We start from the raw sequence: 16,847 nt of genomic DNA, 5'->3' as shown, positions 1-16,847 counted from the left end.
ACGATCAGCAGATACAGCAGAAGGAAGGCACCACCCCCGTCTTGGGAGGCGCGATAGGCAAACCCCCAGAGGTTGCCGAGCCCCACGGCACTGCCGGCGGCAGCCATCACAAAACCAAGACCCGACCGCCACTGCTCCTTCGCTGCCATCTCCGATCGCGCACCACAAGCTGGTCGCCAGCTTGCCAGTGATCTGCCCACTTGATGGGAGACTGTCAGCAATCGCCGGATCGACGTGAAAGCCATCAGCGTGCTGGGCTCCACGGGCTCGATCGGCACTCAGACCCTGCAGATCGCTGAGGAATTCCCTGAGCAGTTCCGCGTCGTCGCGCTGACCGCCGGGCGGAACCTCGAGCTGCTGGTGCGGCAGATCCAGCGGCATCAGCCGGAGCTGGTCGCCTTGGCCGATGCCGACCTTCTGCCCGAGCTGCAGCAGCGGCTGGAGGCCCTGCCCCCATCCGAACGGCCCCAACAGGCACCGCAGCTGGTGGGGGGTCCCGATGGACTCAACACCGCCGCCGCCTGGAGCACAGCCGATCTGGTCGTCACCGGAATCGTCGGCTGCGCAGGACTCTTGCCAACCCTCGCGGCCATTCGTGCCGGCAAGGATCTGGCCCTCGCCAACAAGGAAACACTGATCGCCGCCGGACCGGTGGTGCTGCCGGAACTGAAGAAGAGCGGCAGCCGTCTGCTTCCTGCCGACTCCGAACACTCCGCGATTTTCCAGTGCCTGCAGGGCACGCCCTGGGCCGACACCGCTCGCCTGTCCACCGGCTTGCCCACACCGGGTCTGCGCCGGATTCAGCTCACGGCCTCCGGTGGTGCCTTCCGCGATTGGAAGGCCGCCGACCTTGAACAAGCCACTGTGGCCGATGCCACCAGTCACCCCAACTGGAGCATGGGGCGCAAGATCACCGTGGACTCCGCCTCACTGATGAACAAAGGGCTCGAGGTGATCGAAGCCCATTACCTGTTCGGACTGGATTACGACCACATCGAAATCGTCATCCATCCGCAGAGCATCATCCACTCGATGATCGAGCTGGCTGATTCCTCGGTGCTCGCTCAACTGGGCTGGCCGGACATGAAGCTGCCCATCCTCTATTGCATGAGCTGGCCATCACGGCTGGAGACGCCATGGCGCCGTCTCAACCTCACCGAGGTGGGGCAACTCACATTCCGCGCACCGGACCCAGCCAAATATCCCTGCATGGAACTGGCCTACGCCGCAGGACGCGCCGGCGGCACGATGCCGGCCGTGATGAATGCGGCCAACGAAGAAGCCGTGGCGCAGTTCCTGGAAGAACGCATCCATTTCCTCGACATCCCTGCCGTGATCGATGCCGCCTGTGAACGTCACAAGCAGGATCTGATCGCGAATCCACAATTGGACGACGTTCTGGCCGTGGACCAATGGGCCCGCAGCGCCGTCCGCGAGCACGTCAGACGTGGCACCCGCCGGGTCCCCCTCACCGCCATGGCGGCATGACAGCCCTTCGCATCAGCCATCACCTGCTGCTCTGCGCCACACCGACCAAGGCGAAATGCTGCGATCCCGAGATCGGAGCAGCCAGTTGGGAGGCCCTCAAGCAAGGGGTCAAAACACTGGGTTTGGAGTCCCCTCAACGCGAACCTGGCATCGTCCTACGCACCAAAGCGGACTGCCTGCGGGTGTGTGAGAAGGGACCCATCCTGCTGATCTGGCCCGATGGCTGCTGGTACGGCAGTGTCACACCGGAACGGATTGATCGGATCCTCCAGGACCACGTGATCGGAGGACAACCGATCAAGGAGTGGCTGATTCAGCGTTCCACGATGGATTGCAGCCAGCGCAACGCCAGCTGATCCCCCCAGCAGCCGCCGCGGCCATGGAAACCGTTGTGACCGCCGCGCCGGGTGAAGGTCTGGCGAATCGACCCGCCCTCGTTTAGCGCAGCCTGCAACGTCTTCGCCGAAGCCGCGGGCACCCAGGGATCATCGAGCGCCTGGAGCAGGAGCGTCGGCGGCAGACGGTCCGGAGCCGCGATCAGATGCTGCAACGGTGAGGCCTCGCGGTAATAGGCCTCCACATCACAGAAGCCCCAGCGCGGTGCGGTCACAGCGCTGTCAAAAGCTCGGATCGTTCGAGGGGCTGCCGCACCACTGAGCTGCCGCTGTTCAAGGTCGCTGACCCCGAAGGGATCCGCCAAGGTCTGACGGAGCAGGCGTTGCAGCAGCCAGCGTTGATAGATGCGGTTGCGCGGCCGTTCGATCGATGCACTGCAGGCCGCCAAGTCCAGGGGACTGCTGGCACAGAAGAGGCCATCGAGCACGCCCGGCTCCGCCAGGCAAGCATTGAGCAGCATCGTGCCGCCGAGAGAGAGACCCGCGCCGAGTAGAGGTCGGCCAGCCGCTAAATCACGGGCCCGACGAATGACCGGCAGCAGGTCGCTGTTGCAACGAGCCGCATAGGTTCCGCCGGCGAGATGCCGCCCAGGATCCGCCCCCCGCAGGTTGAGCCGCAGCACTGCGAAGCCCCCTGCCTGAAGGGCAAGCCCCATCCGGCGCAGTCCTTCTCGGGAACTGGACCCCCCGAGTCCATGGAGCAGCAGCACCAGCCCCTTGGGATCCCCCTCGGGCTGATCGTGCAACGCCAACAGCTGGCCGGCATCCGCGGCCCCACTGGCCAGGGCCGGCACGTCGACCAACACCCTCCCGCCAGTCTCAATCGGTAAGCGAACCGGTCGCAGGGTGTCACGGAGCGTCTGCAGATCCCCGCCGATCCACGGCCAACGCTGTTGAAACGCGACAACCCCCAGCTGCTGCTGCAGCCAGGGGTCGTGCGCACCGGAGGCAATCACTTCTTGCCGAGACCCAGATCCTTGAGTTCGACCAACAGATCACCGAGCACTTTCTTGGCATCTCCAAACACCATCGAGGTGTTGGCTAGCTCGAACAAATCGTTCTTGATCCCGGAGTAACCAGCACTCATGCCGCGCTTCACCACGAATACCGTGCGAGCTTCCTGAACATCCAGAACAGGCATTCCATAGAGAGGAGAATTGGGATCACTCTTGGCCTGTGGATTCACCACATCATTGGCACCCAGCACCAACACGACATCAGCCGCGGGGAACTCGGGGTTGATCTGATCCATCTCCTTGAGCTGCTCATAGGGCACATCGGCCTCAGCCAAGAGAACGTTCATGTGGCCAGGCATGCGCCCAGCAACGGGATGAATGGCATAGGCCACATCAATCCCGGCACTCTCCAGAACACGTGTCACTTCACGCAGGGTGTGTTGCGCCTGGGCAACAGCCAGGCCGTAGCCCGGAACAATCACGACGCGCTCGGCCGCTTCCATCGTGAGCGCACACTCTTCGACGCTGCAGCTGGTGATGTTGGTGTATTCACCACCGCCGCCACCGGAGGCCACACTGGCTCCGAGGGCACCTCCGAAGAGGACCGACACCAGCGAGCGATTCATGCCGTTGCACATCACCTGGGTGAGGATCAGGCCAGCGGCTCCGACCATGGCACCGGCAACGATGAGCAGCTGACTTCCCACCACGAAACCAGCGGCAGCTGCGGCAACACCGGAGTAGCTGTTCAACAGCGAAATCACGACGGGCATATCGGCTCCGCCGATCGGAAGCGTGACCCCAACGCCCAGGAGGCCAGAGGCCACGACCACCAGCCAGAGACCGGTGCCGGAGTCGGCATGACGCAACATCTCAAGCGCACCAACCAGTGAGGCCACCGCCAGGGCGATGTTCACGACATGGCGCAGCTTGCTCTGCATCCAAGCCGGTGTGGACAGCCAACCCTGAAGCTTGGCCATGGCCACGATCGAACCCGTGAAGGTGATGGCCCCCACGAACACCGACACCACAATGGAAACCAGCGCGACGGGACCAGCCGCATCGAGCGCCGCCGGATAAAGCGCTGCAGCAAGAGCCACCAGCAGTGATGACATGCCACCGCAACCGTTGAACAAGGCGACGGTCTCTGGCATCGAGGTCATCGGGACCCGCTGGGCCGTGATTGCACCGAGGACACCGCCGACGGCGGTTCCCGCGATGATCCAGGTCCAAGCGGTGGCAGAAATGCCAGCCTCCATCCCGAGGTAATTCACGAGCAGACCCAACACGGCCAGGCCCATGGCCACAGCCGCCAGCTGATTGGCTCCGCGCGCCGACCGCACCTTGGACAGACCCTTGATGCCAAGGGCCAACAGGAGAACGGCGACGAGGTCGATTGCGTACTTCAGAACGTCAGACATCAGCGGGTCTCCTTGCGAGCAGGCTTACGGCTGAACATGGCCAGCATTCGATCGGTCACCAGGAAGCCGCCGATCACATTGAACAGAGCGAAACCGAGGGACACGGAACCCAGCGCCAGAAGGGCGACGTTGTCGCCGGCTTTGATGATGGCGGTGAGTGCCGCCAACACGGTGATGCCGGAGATGGCGTTGGCGCCGCTCATCAACGGCGTGTGCAATGTGGGGGGAACCTTGCCGATCAGCTCGAGACCAAGAAGGCTGCCAAGCAGAAGGACCCAAAGGAAATCAACAAACATCAGTTGGCTCCAGGGGTAAGAACATCGCCACGGCGGATGGTGCCGTCCTGGGCAATCAGACAGCCGGCCACCAGCTCATCCTCGGTGTCGAGGCTGAGGGCACCGTCCTTGAGCGTGGGCTCCAGCAAGGCGACAAGGTTGCGTGCGTACAGCGCACTGGCATGGTTCGGAACCGTGCAGGGCAGATCGTTGCCGGCGATCAGCTTGACGCCCTTGCGATCCACCGTCTGGTCTGGAACCGTCTCGGCACAGTTGCCGCCTTGGGCAACAGCCAGATCAACGACCACCGCACCGGGACGCATGCGGTCCAGCATGTCTTCGCTGATCAGACGCGGTGCACGGCGACCTGGAACCTGAGCCGTGCAGATCGCGACATCAGCTTCGGCAAGCTGATCGGACAGTTGCTGGCGCTGGGCTGCCAAGAACGCATCCGAGGCTTGCTTGGCATAGCCACCGGATTCAGATGGTTTGTCCTCCAGCTCCGGGGGTTCGATAAACCGGGCGCCGAGGGACTCAACCTGTTCCTTCACTGCGGGGCGGATATCGCTGACATACACAACCGCACCCAAGCGTCGGGCCGTCGCCACCGCTTGAAGCCCAGCCACACCGGCACCGAGAATCACAACCTTGGCCGGCTGCACCGTGCCCGCGGCTGTCATCAGCATCGGGAAATAACGGTCCAGAGCGGCCGAAGCCAACAGGACTGATTTGTAACCGGCGATGTTGGCCTGGGACGACAGGGCATCGGCCGACTGCGCCCGGCTGATCCGAGGAAGCAGCTCCAGGGCCATGGCAGACAGCCCACCGCGCTGAAGAGCGTGGCTGAGATCCCCATTGGCATAGGGGGCCAAGAGGCCAACCACTAAGGCTCCCTGGCGTAGACGTGCGAGGGCTTCGGCTGTGGGCGTCTGAACGCAGAGCAGGACATCCGCCTGACCCCAGGCGGATCCATCACCAGGAGCAACCAACTCGGCACCCTGGGCGGCATAGGCATCATCGAGATAACCGGATGCCGCACCGGCTCCCCGCTCAACGGCAACACTGCAGCCGAAGGAGACGAATTTCTTGACCGTATCGGGCGTTGCCGCGACCCGGGTTTCCCCCGGCAACGACTCCACCGGTATCAGAAGTCTGGGCAAGGCGAGCACATCCACCGACCCAAGGGAGATTACGGGGTCGCCTGCTGGGATTTGGAGCTTTTCTGTAGAAACCAGTACGGCAGCTGCGATCTGGCTAGGTGAGGAAAACCTGTTCATCCTCCCCATGGGTCTCAGTGCAATCGAGTGTCCCGATGGCATCTGTCACAGCCACCACGGCGGACATTCCGTCGAGCGACGGGCCATGCAGGACACGTTGCAAACCCACGGGCGGGACTGGTGTGAACGGTTGGCGGAGCGGATTTACGAAATCTCGGTGGACACGTTTTCCCAAAGCGTGATGCCCAGCCTCCATGCCGCCGGCTGGCAGCGCCGGCATCTGGATTGGGAGTTCAAGCTCAATGAGCGTGAATCGGAGCCGGATCGCACCCTCGTGGACGGAATCATCAATGCCACGGAGAGCTTCCTCCGCAGCAGTGAGGTGCATCGGCTGTTCATCCAGGAGCTCGTCGAGGGCACCTTCGCGGAGGCCACGGCCGATGACCTACGGATCCAAGCCGTTCGCACCCTGGTGGAGAACGAGATCCTCGCCATGCTCGAGGAACGTCGTCAGGAGCTGCTCGATCGGTTAGCCCAGCAACTGATGACGCCAGCCAAGGGTGACTTTCAAACCGCCAGGACCGCTGCGGAAGAGGCATTGATGGAAGTCGAGCGTCTCGTGATCAACCACGCCGAAGCCCTCTGAAGCCCCGCCGCGACCACAAAGGTGCCAAGGCGGTCAGGGCTCGTTAAAAAGGCGAATCCCGTTCAGCGCCCCATCACAGCCCCTTCCTTTGCGGTCGCTGGTTCTGACACCAGCAGCCCAACCACCGAGATCCGACCTCGCCTCTGGCAGCAGCAACTGATCCAGCTGCTGCGACGTCGGGTGGAACCAGGGGTCAGCGCCCATCGCGACGTTCTGGTTTTCGCAGGGCCTGGTGCGGGCAAAACCCTGGGGGCTCTGCTGGCCTTTCGAGCGCTGCAGCAGCAGGGACACCTGCGGCGGTTCCTGGTGTTCTGCCATCGCACCTCCATTCAGGCTCAGTGGAGCGCCGCCGCCGGGCGACTGGGACTCACCCTCCAGGATTGGCCTCTTCAGGACGCCTCACCGCCGGATGTCGACGGTCTGCTACTGACCTACCAAGGTGCGGGTCGGCAACTCGACCGTCTTCGAGAGGAGTTGACCTCCTGGGCTGGAGAGCACTGTCTGGCGATCGCAGACGAAGCCCATCATCTCGGCGTCGATCCAGACGCACCGGAGCAAACCGCCTGGGGGGACACGTTTCTCGACCTGACCCATCACTGCCGACTCCGAATGGGGCTCACCGGAACCCCATTCCGCGCCGACAACCTCGGCTTCTGCGCCGCCCGCCGGATCAAGACCCTGCAGGGTGATGTGGTGGTGGAGCAGATCAATCCCGATCTGGCCGTGGAACCCAGGGAACTGATCGCCAGTGGTGACGTGCGTCCCTTGGACTTTCGCTTTCAGGACGGATGGGTTGAACACAGCCGCGACGGAGAGCCGGACCGGGATGTTTCACCGCTGTCCGCGGAACAACGGGAAAGCTGGCGGGCCCGCAATCTGCGTCGAGCCGTTGGCCTGCAGGACGACAACAGCATCGGGCACCAGCTGCTTGAGCAGGCCCAACAGGGGCTGGATCAGATCCGCCAAACCCATGCGAATGCAGCGGGGTTGGTCATCGCACGGGACATCGACCATGCCGTGTCAATCGCCCGACTGCTGGAAGACAACGGCAACAGCGTCGATCTGGTGCACTCCCAGAACCCCAATGCCGCCTCCATCTTGAGCGCATTCCAAGGGGGGCATTCCGACTGGCTGGTCAGCATCGACATGTGCGCGGAAGGCTTCGATGCGCCGCGCCTGCGGGTCGTGGCTTATCTCACCACGGTGGTCACCCGGAGTCGTTTCCTGCAGGGCATTACCCGTGCCGTTCGGATGACTCCAGACCTGGCCTCCAAGGAAGACATCCCACGCGCCCCCTCCCTGGTCTTTGCCCCCGCGGACCCATTACTGATGGAGTACGCACGCACCTGGTCGATCTCCGAGCCCTACGTGCTCCGAGCCCGCGAGGAGGAAGGGGAGGCCAACGCTGAGCCCGGCAGCAGCTGGAGAGGGCCGACGCTTCCCATGGAAGCCGTGGAGGACGGCGCTGGAGCGGTCATTCGAATGAAAACGCCTCAACTCCCTTCTTTTTTGCAGCCAAGACAACATCTTTCTGCGTAGAAAAATGCGAACTTCTCCAAAGGGATGCCCCATATCGGGCACCTGACCGATCAACCTGAATCACAGCAGAGGAGATCCCATGGACGCCGCAATGGAACGTCGGGTCATCGTTGCGACAAGCTGGGTTTCCACCCGGATTGCAGTGCTGGACAAGGAAGAGCGCTACGAAGACAGCTATGCACTCACCCAGGAATTCTGTGAGTGGATCACCTGCATCGGCGAAGACGACGCCATGCTCGAGACCAACGTGATGAGCGTTCCACGCCAACCGCGAAAACGCCACCGCATTGGCTAGGAAAAGCTTAAGCCTTCCTTAAGATTCAATTAGAGCTGCAGATGCGGCTCTTTTTTATTGCTTCAACAGGGCCGGGGCAGACCTTAGACTTAACTCATAGTCACTCCGCATAAGTCGATGACGACGGCCGGGCAAGCCTCCGAGCACATCGAAAACCTCGTCATTGTTGGATCGGGTCCCGCTGGTTACACAGCGGCGATCTACGCCGCGCGCGCCAACCTCCAACCCCTGCTGATCACTGGATACGAACGGGGGGGCATCCCCGGTGGACAGCTGATGACCACCACCCACGTCGAAAATTTCCCCGGCTTTCCAGACGGGGTCCTCGGCCCAGATCTGATGGATCTGATGAAAGCGCAAGCCACCCGTTGGGGCACCCACCTGATCGAAGCCGACGCCGATTCGATTGATCTGAGCGAACGCCCCTATCGCATCGAGACCGAAGGACGCACCATCCGCGCCCATGCACTGATCATCGCCACCGGTGCCCGGGCCAACCGTCTTGGGCTGCCCTCGGAGGAACGTTTCTGGAGCAGCGGCATCAGTGCCTGCGCCATCTGCGATGGAGCCACACCCCAGTTCCGCAACGAGGAGCTGGCTGTTGTCGGTGGCGGCGATTCGGCCTGTGAAGAGGCGGTCTACCTGACCAAATACGGCAGCCATGTCCATCTTCTGGTGCGCTCCGATCGCTTGAGGGCCAGCGCTGCGATGGCGGATCGAGTGCTCGCCAACCCGATGATCACCGTGCACTGGTCCAGTGAGATCGTCGACGTGAACGGCGACGACTGGCTCCAAACCCTGACCATTCGCGATCGCAACAGCGATCAGCGGATGGACTTGCCGGTACGTGGCTTGTTCTATGCCATTGGCCACACCCCGAACACCGATCTGCTCCAGGGTCAGATCGATCTCGATGACAAGGGCTACCTCTCGACACCATCAGGTCGGCCGGAAACGTCCATGGAGGGGGTGTTCGCCGCCGGTGATGTCGCCGATGCCGAATGGAGACAGGGCATCACCGCAGCGGGGAGTGGTTGCAAGGCCGCATTAGCCGCAGAGCGCTGGCTGACGCACCATGATCTGGCCAACCTGGTTCAACGCGACAGCGTCGAACCGGCCAAGGCTGAACTCCCGACATCGGTGGATGTCACCACTGAAGCCACCTTCGACCCTGCGGGTCTGTGGCAGAAGGGAAGCTTTGCCCTCCGCAAGCTGTATCACGACAGCAACAAGCCCATTCTGGTGATCTACACCTCACCCACCTGCGGCCCCTGCCATGTGCTGAAGCCCCAGCTGCAGCGTGTGATCACGGAGCTCAACGGAGCTGCCCAGGCGGTGGTCATCGACATCGAAACCGATCAGGCCATTGCCGAGCAGGCTGGCGTCAACGGCACGCCCACCGTTCAGTTGTTCCATCAAAAAGCGATGGTTCAACAGTGGAAAGGCGTGAAGCAACGCAGTGTGTTCAAAGACGCCATCGAGGCAGTGATGGTTCCCGGTTGAACACCAACCTGTGATCAACGACGGCGCGGGCCACCCGGACGATTGCCACCCGGCCGTCCGCCGGGTGCACCCGCATTGCGTTCCCGGTAGGTAATCCGTCCACGGGTGAGGTCATAGGGACTGATCTCAACCAAGACCTTGTCCCCCGCGAGCAATTTGATCCTGAACTTGGTCAGCTTCCCAGCGGCGCGGCACAGGCACTGGTGGCCAGCCGGCTGCTCAAGAGTGACCAGATAGAACCCATTGCCCTGTTCCTTCTCAATCACACCCGAGGTTTCGATCATGCGCCGCTGAAGTTGTCCAGTTGCGACACTTTAGGTGGACAGGGACAGCAGCCAATCAGCACGGACAGCCACTAGGCTCCGACGCTACCTAACACCGGTTGGATGATTTTGCCTCCTTTAACCATGGACCTCGGCTTGCTGCTGATCTCCATTGGCATTGTCAATCTGTGGAGAGCCCGCGAGAACGCCGGTTGATTTGACAACACTGTTGCTGCACAAACCCTATGGGGTGCTCAGCCAGTTCACCCCGGAACCCGACAGCCGTTGGGCTTGTCTGGCTGAATTCATCGACGTTCCTGAGGTCTACGCCGCCGGTCGTCTCGATGCTGACAGCGAAGGATTGTTGCTGCTCACCAGCAATGGTCGTTTACAGCAACGTCTCACCGATCCACGCTTCGGGCACTGGCGCAGCTACTGGGCGCAGGTGGAGGGAACACCCGGCCCCGCCCAACTCGATCAATTGCGCGACGGAATCGTGATTCAGGGTCAGCGCACCCGACCGGCCAAGGCGCGTTGGTTGAAGGGGAGCGCTCAACCCGACCTCCCGGAGCGAACGCCTCCCATTCGTGTGCGCGCCACGATCCCTACCAGTTGGTTGGAACTGTCCCTGACGGAAGGCCGCAATCGTCAGGTGAGACGGATGACGGCAGCCGTGGGCCTACCGACCTTGCGTCTGGTGCGTTGCCAGATCGATTTGATGGATGGCCACCCCCCCTTGGGCTTGGATGGATTGGCTCCAGGAGACTGGCGCGAGGTCAGCGCCGCTGAACACAAGCGCCTCAACACCTTGCTTAGCAGCAGGGGCGGGAGGAATCCGGGAGTGCGCCGACGAGGGTGACCGCCCGAAAGGCAATCCCCTCCACCACCTTCCAGGGCTCGGCACTGCGGTCGGCATAGGCGACGTCGTGGAAACCGAGAGCCCGGAACTGATCCAGGAAGTCCTGCTCCTGCCAAGCCCCGCTGATGCAACCACTCCAGAGATCAGGATCCTGCTGGAGAGCCAGCGGAACGGGGCGGTCACAGACGATGTCGCTGATCGCCACGCGACCAGCCGACGCCAACACGCGTCGAATATTGGCCAGCAATCGCTCACGCGCCGAGGGGTTCACAAGATTGAGAACACAATTACTGAGGACAACATCGACGCTCTGATCAGGGATCAGGACATCGCCGTCCGGTCCTGAAGCATCGAGGGCTTCGATGGCACCCTCGACAAAACGCACGTTGCTGGTGCCAATGGCAGATGCCACCGCAGGGATCGCCCCGCGGGACAGCGCCAGCATCTCCGGATTGCGGTCAACGCCAACGACAGAGCCCTCCGAGCCGACAATTTGCGCACAAATGAAGGCATTCTTCCCACTGCCACTGCCCAGATCCAGCACCCGATCGCCCGGCCGGACCCAGCGCGTGGGATCCCCACAGCCGTAATCGCGTTCAATCACCGCAGCGGGCAAGGCTTTGAGCAGTGTCGGATCAAAACCAACCGGTGTACACAGGCAGGCTTCACGCTCCTGAGCGGCCGCTCCATAGCGATCATCGACGGCCTGGGTCTGATCCACGGGTGGCGTTGGATCGCAGCACGAACTCATCAATCTTCAGCGAGCCCAAGAACGTTATGTGGACAGGTCAGCCGAGGGCGTCCTGCAACTCACGCACCGTCTGCCACTGACCGTAGTAATAGTTCGCTAATGCACGCTTGTCGGCATCATCCAATCCATCAAAGGCATCAAAGCCGAGGGATTTCCAAAGGTCGTGGCCGCAGACCCTGGTCAACTCGGTTTCAGCTTCTCGATTGAGGTTGTCGAGTCGGCGCTGAAGATTCTTGACTTGAGCAGCGGACATTCGACACCAGGTTGCTGGCCATCAACTTAACAAGCGAACAGTACGTTTGAACTGTTCGCTTGGGGCTGCATCAGAACGGCAGCTTCTTCTTGGCATCTTTATCTAAGTCAGCCTCCATTTCACGCAGACGCTTGAGAATGGTGTCGTAGTACTCACGGATATAGCTCTCCATCTCCGTGGTCTCCCCCTGGTCAAGATCGAACGCTGCATAGCTTTGCTCCATCGCAGCATCGAGGGTCTGTCCACCGCCGGTCACTTCAGCGAAGGCCAAACGCTCAGCAACATTCACCGCCGGTTCAAAGAACGAAGCAACTCCCTGCATCAGTCGGATCAACACAGGCTGCACGCGGAAGACCCTGGCGGATTTGCCGCTGCAACGCTCACAGAGCTGAACCAATTGACCGGTGTTCCAAGCCTTGGGACCGACAACGGGAAAGGTTCCCCGGATGGTTTCTGACCGCTCCAGAGCAGCGACTGCGAACCGGGCCATGTCCTGGGTGTTCATGTACGCAATCGCCGTCGGACTGCCGCTCACCCACACGGTCTGACTTTCCAGCACAGGAATGGCGAACTGGGAGATCACACCCTGCATGAAGGCTGCGCCCTGCAGGATCGTGTAATCAAAATCCGATCCTTCGAGCAGATTCTCCGTACAAGCCTTGATGTCCATCAACGGGACCGACCGGTGACTGTGGGCACCGAGCAAGGACATAAAAATGAACCGCTTCACCCCTGCACGCTCACAGGCATTCAGCAGGTTGAGCTTGCCGTCCCAATCGGTGACGTAAACGCTCTGGGGATCTGTAGGGCGACTGGTCGCTGCATCGATCACAGCATCGACGCCATCCAGGGCGTAATCGAGGCTGTCTGGCTCCAGCAGATCTCCACGGGTGAGTTCACACCCCCATTCCTGGAGGAAGGCGGCCTTGCGGGGGGTTCGGACCATGCAACGCACCTGATGCCCGGCGTCGAGGGCCTTACGAGCAATCTGCCGCCCCAGGGTGCCTGTGCCACCCACCACCAGAACTTGCATCGGATCTCGACAAGCAAGGCAGGAGCCTAAAGGCCCTGAGGCTCCTGTGGGAAGCCGATCGTCAGTCGTCGCCTTGCAGCTTCAGCAGAAGAGCACCACCGGCAAGCCCAACAGGGATGAGAACCCAGAAGATGGCCGCAGTACCGAAAATTTCCGAAGCCATGATTCAGGGCAATCGATTGACGAGGGCTATTTAAATCCTTCCTCGGCCAAGTCGCGGCAAATCTGTAACAGCTCAGGCAGTGCAGCGTCAGTCCTGATCTGACCATTCATCACACCGCTGCCGACGGCCTGATGACCACGGTTGCGCAGACCAGCCACCAGATCGGCCAGGGAAGGTGGCCCCGCCAGCTGCAGCCGTTGCGCCAATTCAGCCGTCGACCAGACCGTCGGCACAACCGCGGCATCCTGCTGCAGACGACGCAGCAACTGGCGTGTCTTGGATGCCAAGGCCACTGGAATCTCAGCCAGTTCAGCCAGAAGGGCCGTGTCCTGCAATGGCCCCAACCAAAGCGGTCCATGGATGGCCCAGCGGCCCTGGCCCTGCGGGCAGGAGCAGGGGGGCCAACCCCGCAGCTTCAGCAATGTCTGATGCTGCTGGTCTCCACAGCTGTCACAACGCGCCAGCATCCCCAGCTGGGCCTCGTCGCCGGAGCGCGGGCGTTTCAGCAACCGCACCGCGATTCGGAAGGTGCGCCCTTCACTGAAGCTGAGCAACGGCTCCAGCCCAAAGCCCAGCATCCAGACCTGACGAGCGATCAATCCCAGCTGTTGCCGCAAGGCCAGTTCCCAGCTGGATGGATGGACCCGAGCTGACGCACCCAGATGACGAACGGCCCCGGGCCGGTCATGGCCGGTCGGGGAACGACCATCGGTGCTGGCCAGAAAAAGAATTCCTCCGAACGCCAGGGTCTTGAGCGCCGGTTGCAACAGAGCCCCCGGACTGCCAAAAGCATCGAGATCGATGAGATCAAATGCCTGACGCGCCAGAAAAGCTTCGGCCAGAAGTCCTTCCGCTGGGCGGGCACTGACCTGCACCTCCAGCCCCGCAGCCGACAGCGGAGCCAGATTGGCTGTCATCCAGGGCAGTCGCTCCGGATCGCCATCGTTGGCCCAGATCCTGGGAGGGACAGGGGCCATCGCGGCGGCCTCCTGCCCCCAACGCAACGCCCGCACACCGCATCCAGCCATCAGATCCAGCCAATGGAGGCCATGGTCATGGCGGCTGGCCTGATGGCAGGCCAACAACATCGACAGATCGCGTGAGGGCCGGGACTCGGGCCGAAAGAATCCCGGCCCGGCATCAAAGACAGCGTTCCCTTCGCGATAGTGACGATCCGAATCGGTCAGCGCCTTGCCCGCAACGTCCATCCAGACTGCCGATCGGATGTCCCTGGACTGGGGAGAGCAGCACACCTGGATCTGGAACGGCCATTCCTGCCATTGGCGTTGGCTGGGGCCGGAGGATGGTCAACCCCTGCTGTTGCTCCACGGATTCGGAGCCAGCAGCGACCACTGGAGACGCTGCGCTCCAGGACTCGCACAGCGGGGTTATCGGGTGTACAGCCTGGATTTGCTTGGTTTCGGACGGTCCGCACAGCCTGGACTGGGCAGCGAACGCCCCCTGGACAACCGACTCTGGGGCCGACAGACCAGCGCCTTCATCGACGAGGTCATCCAACAGCCAACGGCCTTGATCGGAAACTCACTCGGTGGCCTGGCCGCGGTGACGGCTGCTGTTCTGAACCCAGCCAGGGTTCAGGCGGTGGTGGCGGCTCCGCTTCCGGATCCAGCCCTGATTCAACCGATCGCCAAACGACGACATCCGTTCCGCCGTCGCTGGAACCGCCGCTTGGTCCACGGCCTGCTCCGGCTGCTTCCCCTGGAGCTGCTGCTGCCGTTGATCACAGCGACCCCGCTGCTGAGGGCCGGACTTCAAGCGGCTTATCTCACATCCCTCCGCCATGACCGCGGCCTGCTCCGCTCGATCCGGCGGGCCGCCACCCGGCCCTCGGCCGCCCGCAGCTTGCGCTCGATGTCGATCGGAATGGCACTGCGTCCCCGGGGAGCGACGGCTCCCGCTCTGCTCGATGAACTCAAGCAACCCATGCTGCTGATCTGGGGTCACCAAGACAGATTTGTGCCCTTTGCCCTGGGGCAATCAATCAATCGGGCCTATCCAGCGATTGAGCTGATCGGGATCGATCAATGCGGCCATTGCCCCCACGACGAATGCACCGAAACCTTTCTCGCACAGCTGCTTCCCTGGCTGGACCGTAACTTGGGTGAAAGACGACCGGCAGGGCCTGACCAGCGGAGATGAAACACACCCTTTCGGTTGTAGTCGAAGACGAATCCGGGGCGCTCAGCCGCATCGCAGGCCTGTTCGCACGGCGGGGCTTCAACATCGACAGTCTGGCCGTGGGCCCCGCCGAACAAGGCGGTCAGTCCCGTCTCACGATGGTGGTCGAGGGCGATGATCAAACCCTCGAGCAGATGAGCAAGCAGCTCGACAAGTTGGTCAATGTGCTGCAGGTGCTCGATCTGACCCAACGCCCCGCCGTGGAGCGGGAATTGATGTTGTTGAAGGTGTCAGCCCCTGCTGAAAACCGCAGCGCGGTCTTTGACCTGGTTCAGGTGTTCCGCGCCAAGGTGGTTGATGTGGCCGATGAGGCGTTGACCCTCGAAGTGGTCGGAGATCCCGGCAAGTTGGTGGCGCTGGAACGGCTGATGGCCCCGTTCGGCATCCTTGAAATCGCTCGAACCGGCAAGGTGGCCCTTGAGCGTGCATCGGGTGTCAACACCGAGCTGCTCAAGGTCTCACCGAGCGAAAGCCGCGTGCCGGCCTGAGGTCAATTCTTCAGGCTCACCTTGGTGATGCGATCACCTTGCTCAATCGCATCGACCACATCAAGCCCGTCAACAACCCGTCCGAAGACCGCATAGCGACCATCCAGTTCTGGCAATGGGCGCAGAGCGACATAGAACTGCGCGCTCGCTGAATCGGGAGACTGCGAGCGCGCCATGGCCACGGCTCCCCGTTCATGGCGAAGCATCAGACGATCGATTTCAGCCGGATTGCTGACCACACGGCTGTAGCGAGGTTCAGCCTCTCCATCAAAACGGAGTTCAAGCGGAATCATGCGCACCTGACCGGTCTGCGGATCCACGAAGTTTCCTGTTCCCAATTGGTTCAGGGGTGTGGATCGATCGCTGGACAGCGGATCACCACCCTGGGCAACGAAAGGAACCGGCTCGCGGATCACGCGATGAAACATCGTCCCGTCGTAGGTGCCTCGGCGCACCAGATCGACGAAATTGCCGGCGGTCAGTGGAGCGGCGTCGCCATCGACCTCCACCGTGAAATCGCCGCGTGTGGTGCTGACAAGCACCGATGTCCGGCCCTGAAGGCAAGCAGCCATCGCATCGGAACATCCCTGAGCAACCGCAGCCCGGGGTGTGGTGCTGCAGCTCACCAGGACCGGAACAAGCAGCAGAAGCGCCCGGCGCTGAAACGAACGAAGCAGTCCGAACCGAGCCATGGTCAAAGTCCTTCGAGGTTGACACCGAGGAAGCGGGCCAGTTCGGCACCATCCTGTTCCAACTGGGCCAGGGGCAGTGGCTCACCCACGCGGGTCAAGGGCATATCTCGACGGCCCCGAACCCTCAGGGAGACCCGGCGTCGGGCATTGAAGCCGTCGCGGACTTCGACCTTGACAGCCTTGACATCTTTCAAAGGAATTTCAACGCTGAGGGGCTGGCGAAAACCCCGGCGAGTGATCGTGACCGTGCCAGCGCCCTTATCGAAGCGGTTGATTCCGGAACCCACATCCACTGAGATCACATACCAGAGGTAGGAAGCCAGCAACGCAGCAGCGATGCTGTACAGCCCCATCACGAGACCCTGGGGCACAAAGATCAGGGCCGCCGGATGACCGAGGGGCAACAGATCC

The 16,847-nt window shown here is 62.0% G+C and carries 21 protein-coding genes and 1 pseudogene; 9 read left to right on the top strand and 13 right to left on the bottom strand.

Going from position 1 to position 16,847, the window contains the following annotated elements; all coding sequences use genetic code 11:
* Nucleotides 1-149: pseudogene (locus tag ACGVKB_RS11075) on the bottom strand (sodium-dependent transporter); the annotation flags it as partial.
* Between the two features lie 85 nt (nt 150-234).
* On the opposite strand from ACGVKB_RS11075, the gene ACGVKB_RS11070 reads away from it, so the two are divergent.
* Both ACGVKB_RS11070 and ACGVKB_RS11065 read left to right on the top strand, forming a co-directional pair.
* Complete coding sequence (locus tag ACGVKB_RS11070) at nt 235-1,488, top strand: 1-deoxy-D-xylulose-5-phosphate reductoisomerase (RefSeq protein WP_392351793.1); 1,254 nt, start codon at nt 235-237, stop codon at nt 1,486-1,488.
* A complete protein-coding gene (locus tag ACGVKB_RS11065) occupies nt 1,485-1,844 on the top strand; it encodes a ferredoxin (protein ID WP_392351792.1) in 360 nt (119 codons plus the stop codon). Before ACGVKB_RS11070 ends, ACGVKB_RS11065 begins: the two co-directional genes overlap by 4 nt.
* Here the strand turns inward: ACGVKB_RS11065 and ACGVKB_RS11060 are convergent.
* The 4 genes from ACGVKB_RS11060 to ACGVKB_RS11045 are packed head-to-tail and all read right to left on the bottom strand — an operon-like array spanning nt 1,802 to nt 5,695.
* Nucleotides 1,802-2,839, bottom strand: a complete 1,038-nt coding sequence (locus tag ACGVKB_RS11060; protein ID WP_392351791.1) for an alpha/beta fold hydrolase — start codon at nt 2,837-2,839, stop codon at nt 1,802-1,804. The two genes, ACGVKB_RS11065 and ACGVKB_RS11060, sit on opposite strands and share 43 nt — an antisense overlap.
* A complete protein-coding gene (locus ACGVKB_RS11055) occupies nt 2,836-4,260 on the bottom strand; it encodes an NAD(P)(+) transhydrogenase (Re/Si-specific) subunit beta (protein WP_392351790.1) in 1,425 nt (474 codons plus the stop codon). The genes ACGVKB_RS11060 and ACGVKB_RS11055 overlap by 4 nt, the downstream gene beginning before the upstream one ends.
* Nucleotides 4,260-4,556 carry an NAD(P) transhydrogenase subunit alpha gene (locus ACGVKB_RS11050; protein ID WP_392351789.1) on the bottom strand — a complete coding sequence of 99 codons (297 nt, stop codon included), beginning with the start codon at nt 4,554-4,556 and terminating at the stop codon, nt 4,260-4,262. The genes ACGVKB_RS11055 and ACGVKB_RS11050 overlap by 1 nt, the downstream gene beginning before the upstream one ends.
* Complete coding sequence (locus ACGVKB_RS11045) at nt 4,556-5,695, bottom strand: Re/Si-specific NAD(P)(+) transhydrogenase subunit alpha (RefSeq protein WP_392351788.1); 1,140 nt, start codon at nt 5,693-5,695, stop codon at nt 4,556-4,558. The genes ACGVKB_RS11050 and ACGVKB_RS11045 overlap by 1 nt, the downstream gene beginning before the upstream one ends.
* 124 nt (nt 5,696-5,819) lie before the next feature.
* Here ACGVKB_RS11045 and ACGVKB_RS11040 point away from each other — a divergent pair, with 124 nt between their 5' ends.
* The 4 genes from ACGVKB_RS11040 to trxB all read left to right on the top strand — a co-directional run bounded on the left by ACGVKB_RS11040 (nt 5,820) and on the right by trxB (nt 9,735).
* Nucleotides 5,820-6,398 carry an EF-1 guanine nucleotide exchange domain-containing protein gene (locus ACGVKB_RS11040; protein ID WP_392351787.1) on the top strand — a complete coding sequence of 193 codons (579 nt, stop codon included), beginning with the start codon at nt 5,820-5,822 and terminating at the stop codon, nt 6,396-6,398.
* Nucleotides 6,399-6,419: 21 nt separating this feature from the next.
* Nucleotides 6,420-7,937 (top strand): DEAD/DEAH box helicase, encoded by a 1,518-nt coding sequence (locus ACGVKB_RS11035; RefSeq protein WP_392351786.1) that lies wholly within the window; start codon nt 6,420-6,422, stop codon nt 7,935-7,937.
* Between the two features lie 79 nt (nt 7,938-8,016).
* Complete coding sequence (locus ACGVKB_RS11030) at nt 8,017-8,232, top strand: hypothetical protein (RefSeq protein ID WP_392351785.1); 216 nt, start codon at nt 8,017-8,019, stop codon at nt 8,230-8,232.
* Between the two features lie 117 nt (nt 8,233-8,349).
* Nucleotides 8,350-9,735, top strand: coding sequence for a thioredoxin-disulfide reductase (trxB, locus tag ACGVKB_RS11025; RefSeq protein ID WP_392351784.1), 1,386 nt, complete (start codon nt 8,350-8,352; stop codon nt 9,733-9,735).
* Nucleotides 9,736-9,749: 14 nt separating this feature from the next.
* On the opposite strand, the gene infA is transcribed toward trxB, so the two are convergent.
* Nucleotides 9,750-10,019, bottom strand: a complete 270-nt coding sequence (gene infA / locus ACGVKB_RS11020) for a translation initiation factor IF-1 (RefSeq protein WP_006041809.1) — start codon at nt 10,017-10,019, stop codon at nt 9,750-9,752.
* A gap of 205 nt (nt 10,020-10,224) precedes the next feature.
* On the opposite strand from infA, the gene ACGVKB_RS11015 reads away from it, so the two are divergent.
* Nucleotides 10,225-10,857: a pseudouridine synthase gene (locus tag ACGVKB_RS11015; RefSeq protein ID WP_392351794.1), complete on the top strand. Its 633-nt coding sequence runs from the start codon at nt 10,225-10,227 to the stop codon at nt 10,855-10,857.
* Here the strand turns inward: ACGVKB_RS11015 and ACGVKB_RS11010 are convergent.
* The 5 genes from ACGVKB_RS11010 to ACGVKB_RS10990 all read right to left on the bottom strand — a co-directional run bounded on the left by ACGVKB_RS11010 (nt 10,811) and on the right by ACGVKB_RS10990 (nt 14,265).
* On the bottom strand, nt 10,811-11,608 hold the full coding sequence (locus ACGVKB_RS11010; protein ID WP_392351783.1) for a methyltransferase domain-containing protein: 798 nt from the start codon (nt 11,606-11,608) through the stop codon (nt 10,811-10,813). The two genes, ACGVKB_RS11015 and ACGVKB_RS11010, sit on opposite strands and share 47 nt — an antisense overlap.
* A gap of 37 nt (nt 11,609-11,645) precedes the next feature.
* Entirely contained in the window at nt 11,646-11,861 is a 216-nt protein-coding gene (locus ACGVKB_RS11005; RefSeq protein WP_392351782.1) for a hypothetical protein, read from the bottom strand.
* Between the two features lie 70 nt (nt 11,862-11,931).
* Nucleotides 11,932-12,894 (bottom strand): NAD(P)H-binding protein, encoded by a 963-nt coding sequence (locus ACGVKB_RS11000; protein ID WP_392351781.1) that lies wholly within the window; start codon nt 12,892-12,894, stop codon nt 11,932-11,934.
* A gap of 61 nt (nt 12,895-12,955) precedes the next feature.
* Nucleotides 12,956-13,057, bottom strand: a complete 102-nt coding sequence (gene petM / locus ACGVKB_RS10995; protein ID WP_392351780.1) for a cytochrome b6-f complex subunit PetM — start codon at nt 13,055-13,057, stop codon at nt 12,956-12,958.
* Nucleotides 13,058-13,083: 26 nt separating this feature from the next.
* Nucleotides 13,084-14,265 carry a N2,N2-dimethylguanosine tRNA methyltransferase gene (locus ACGVKB_RS10990; protein ID WP_392351779.1) on the bottom strand — a complete coding sequence of 394 codons (1,182 nt, stop codon included), beginning with the start codon at nt 14,263-14,265 and terminating at the stop codon, nt 13,084-13,086.
* A gap of 16 nt (nt 14,266-14,281) precedes the next feature.
* On the opposite strand from ACGVKB_RS10990, the gene ACGVKB_RS10985 reads away from it, so the two are divergent.
* On the top strand, nt 14,282-15,217 hold the full coding sequence (locus ACGVKB_RS10985) for an alpha/beta fold hydrolase (RefSeq protein WP_392351778.1): 936 nt from the start codon (nt 14,282-14,284) through the stop codon (nt 15,215-15,217).
* Nucleotides 15,214-15,744 (top strand): acetolactate synthase small subunit, encoded by a 531-nt coding sequence (ilvN, locus tag ACGVKB_RS10980; protein WP_392351777.1) that lies wholly within the window; start codon nt 15,214-15,216, stop codon nt 15,742-15,744. The genes ACGVKB_RS10985 and ilvN overlap by 4 nt, the downstream gene beginning before the upstream one ends.
* Nucleotides 15,745-15,746: 2 nt before the next feature.
* On the opposite strand, the gene ACGVKB_RS10975 is transcribed toward ilvN, so the two are convergent.
* A complete protein-coding gene (locus ACGVKB_RS10975) occupies nt 15,747-16,436 on the bottom strand; it encodes a peptidylprolyl isomerase (RefSeq protein ID WP_392351776.1) in 690 nt (229 codons plus the stop codon).
* A gap of 2 nt (nt 16,437-16,438) precedes the next feature.
* A partial coding sequence (locus tag ACGVKB_RS10970; RefSeq protein WP_392351775.1) for a photosystem I assembly protein Ycf4 occupies nt 16,439-16,847 on the bottom strand: 409 nt, incomplete at its 5' end.

This window comes from Parasynechococcus sp. (assembly GCF_042954325.1).
In the GTDB taxonomy this organism is placed as follows: Bacteria; Cyanobacteriota; Cyanobacteriia; order PCC-6307; family Cyanobiaceae; genus Parasynechococcus.
This window is presented reverse-complemented; position numbering and strand designations above follow the sequence as displayed.

Bases quoted from the DNA above. Each gene is read 5' to 3' on its own strand.
- ACGVKB_RS11065 (WP_392351792.1), top strand. From the start codon at position 1,485: ATGACAGCCCTTCGCATCAGCCATCACCTGCTGCTCTGCGCCACACCG.
- ACGVKB_RS11055 (WP_392351790.1), bottom strand. From the start codon at position 4,260: ATGTCTGACGTTCTGAAGTACGCAATCGACCTCGTCGCCGTTCTCCTG.
- ACGVKB_RS11050 (WP_392351789.1), bottom strand. From the start codon at position 4,556: ATGTTTGTTGATTTCCTTTGGGTCCTTCTGCTTGGCAGCCTTCTTGGT.
- ACGVKB_RS11040 (WP_392351787.1), top strand. From the start codon at position 5,820: ATGGGTCTCAGTGCAATCGAGTGTCCCGATGGCATCTGTCACAGCCAC.
- ACGVKB_RS11030 (WP_392351785.1), top strand. From the start codon at position 8,017: ATGGACGCCGCAATGGAACGTCGGGTCATCGTTGCGACAAGCTGGGTT.
- trxB (WP_392351784.1), top strand. From the start codon at position 8,350: ATGACGACGGCCGGGCAAGCCTCCGAGCACATCGAAAACCTCGTCATT.
- infA (WP_006041809.1), bottom strand. From the start codon at position 10,019: ATGATCGAAACCTCGGGTGTGATTGAGAAGGAACAGGGCAATGGGTTC.
- ACGVKB_RS11010 (WP_392351783.1), bottom strand. From the start codon at position 11,608: ATGAGTTCGTGCTGCGATCCAACGCCACCCGTGGATCAGACCCAGGCC.
- ACGVKB_RS11005 (WP_392351782.1), bottom strand. From the start codon at position 11,861: ATGTCCGCTGCTCAAGTCAAGAATCTTCAGCGCCGACTCGACAACCTC.
- ACGVKB_RS11000 (WP_392351781.1), bottom strand. From the start codon at position 12,894: ATGCAAGTTCTGGTGGTGGGTGGCACAGGCACCCTGGGGCGGCAGATT.
- petM (WP_392351780.1), bottom strand. From the start codon at position 13,057: ATGGCTTCGGAAATTTTCGGTACTGCGGCCATCTTCTGGGTTCTCATC.
- ACGVKB_RS10990 (WP_392351779.1), bottom strand. From the start codon at position 14,265: ATGGACGTTGCGGGCAAGGCGCTGACCGATTCGGATCGTCACTATCGC.
- ACGVKB_RS10985 (WP_392351778.1), top strand. From the start codon at position 14,282: ATGTCCCTGGACTGGGGAGAGCAGCACACCTGGATCTGGAACGGCCAT.
- ilvN (WP_392351777.1), top strand. From the start codon at position 15,214: ATGAAACACACCCTTTCGGTTGTAGTCGAAGACGAATCCGGGGCGCTC.
- ACGVKB_RS10975 (WP_392351776.1), bottom strand. From the start codon at position 16,436: ATGGCTCGGTTCGGACTGCTTCGTTCGTTTCAGCGCCGGGCGCTTCTG.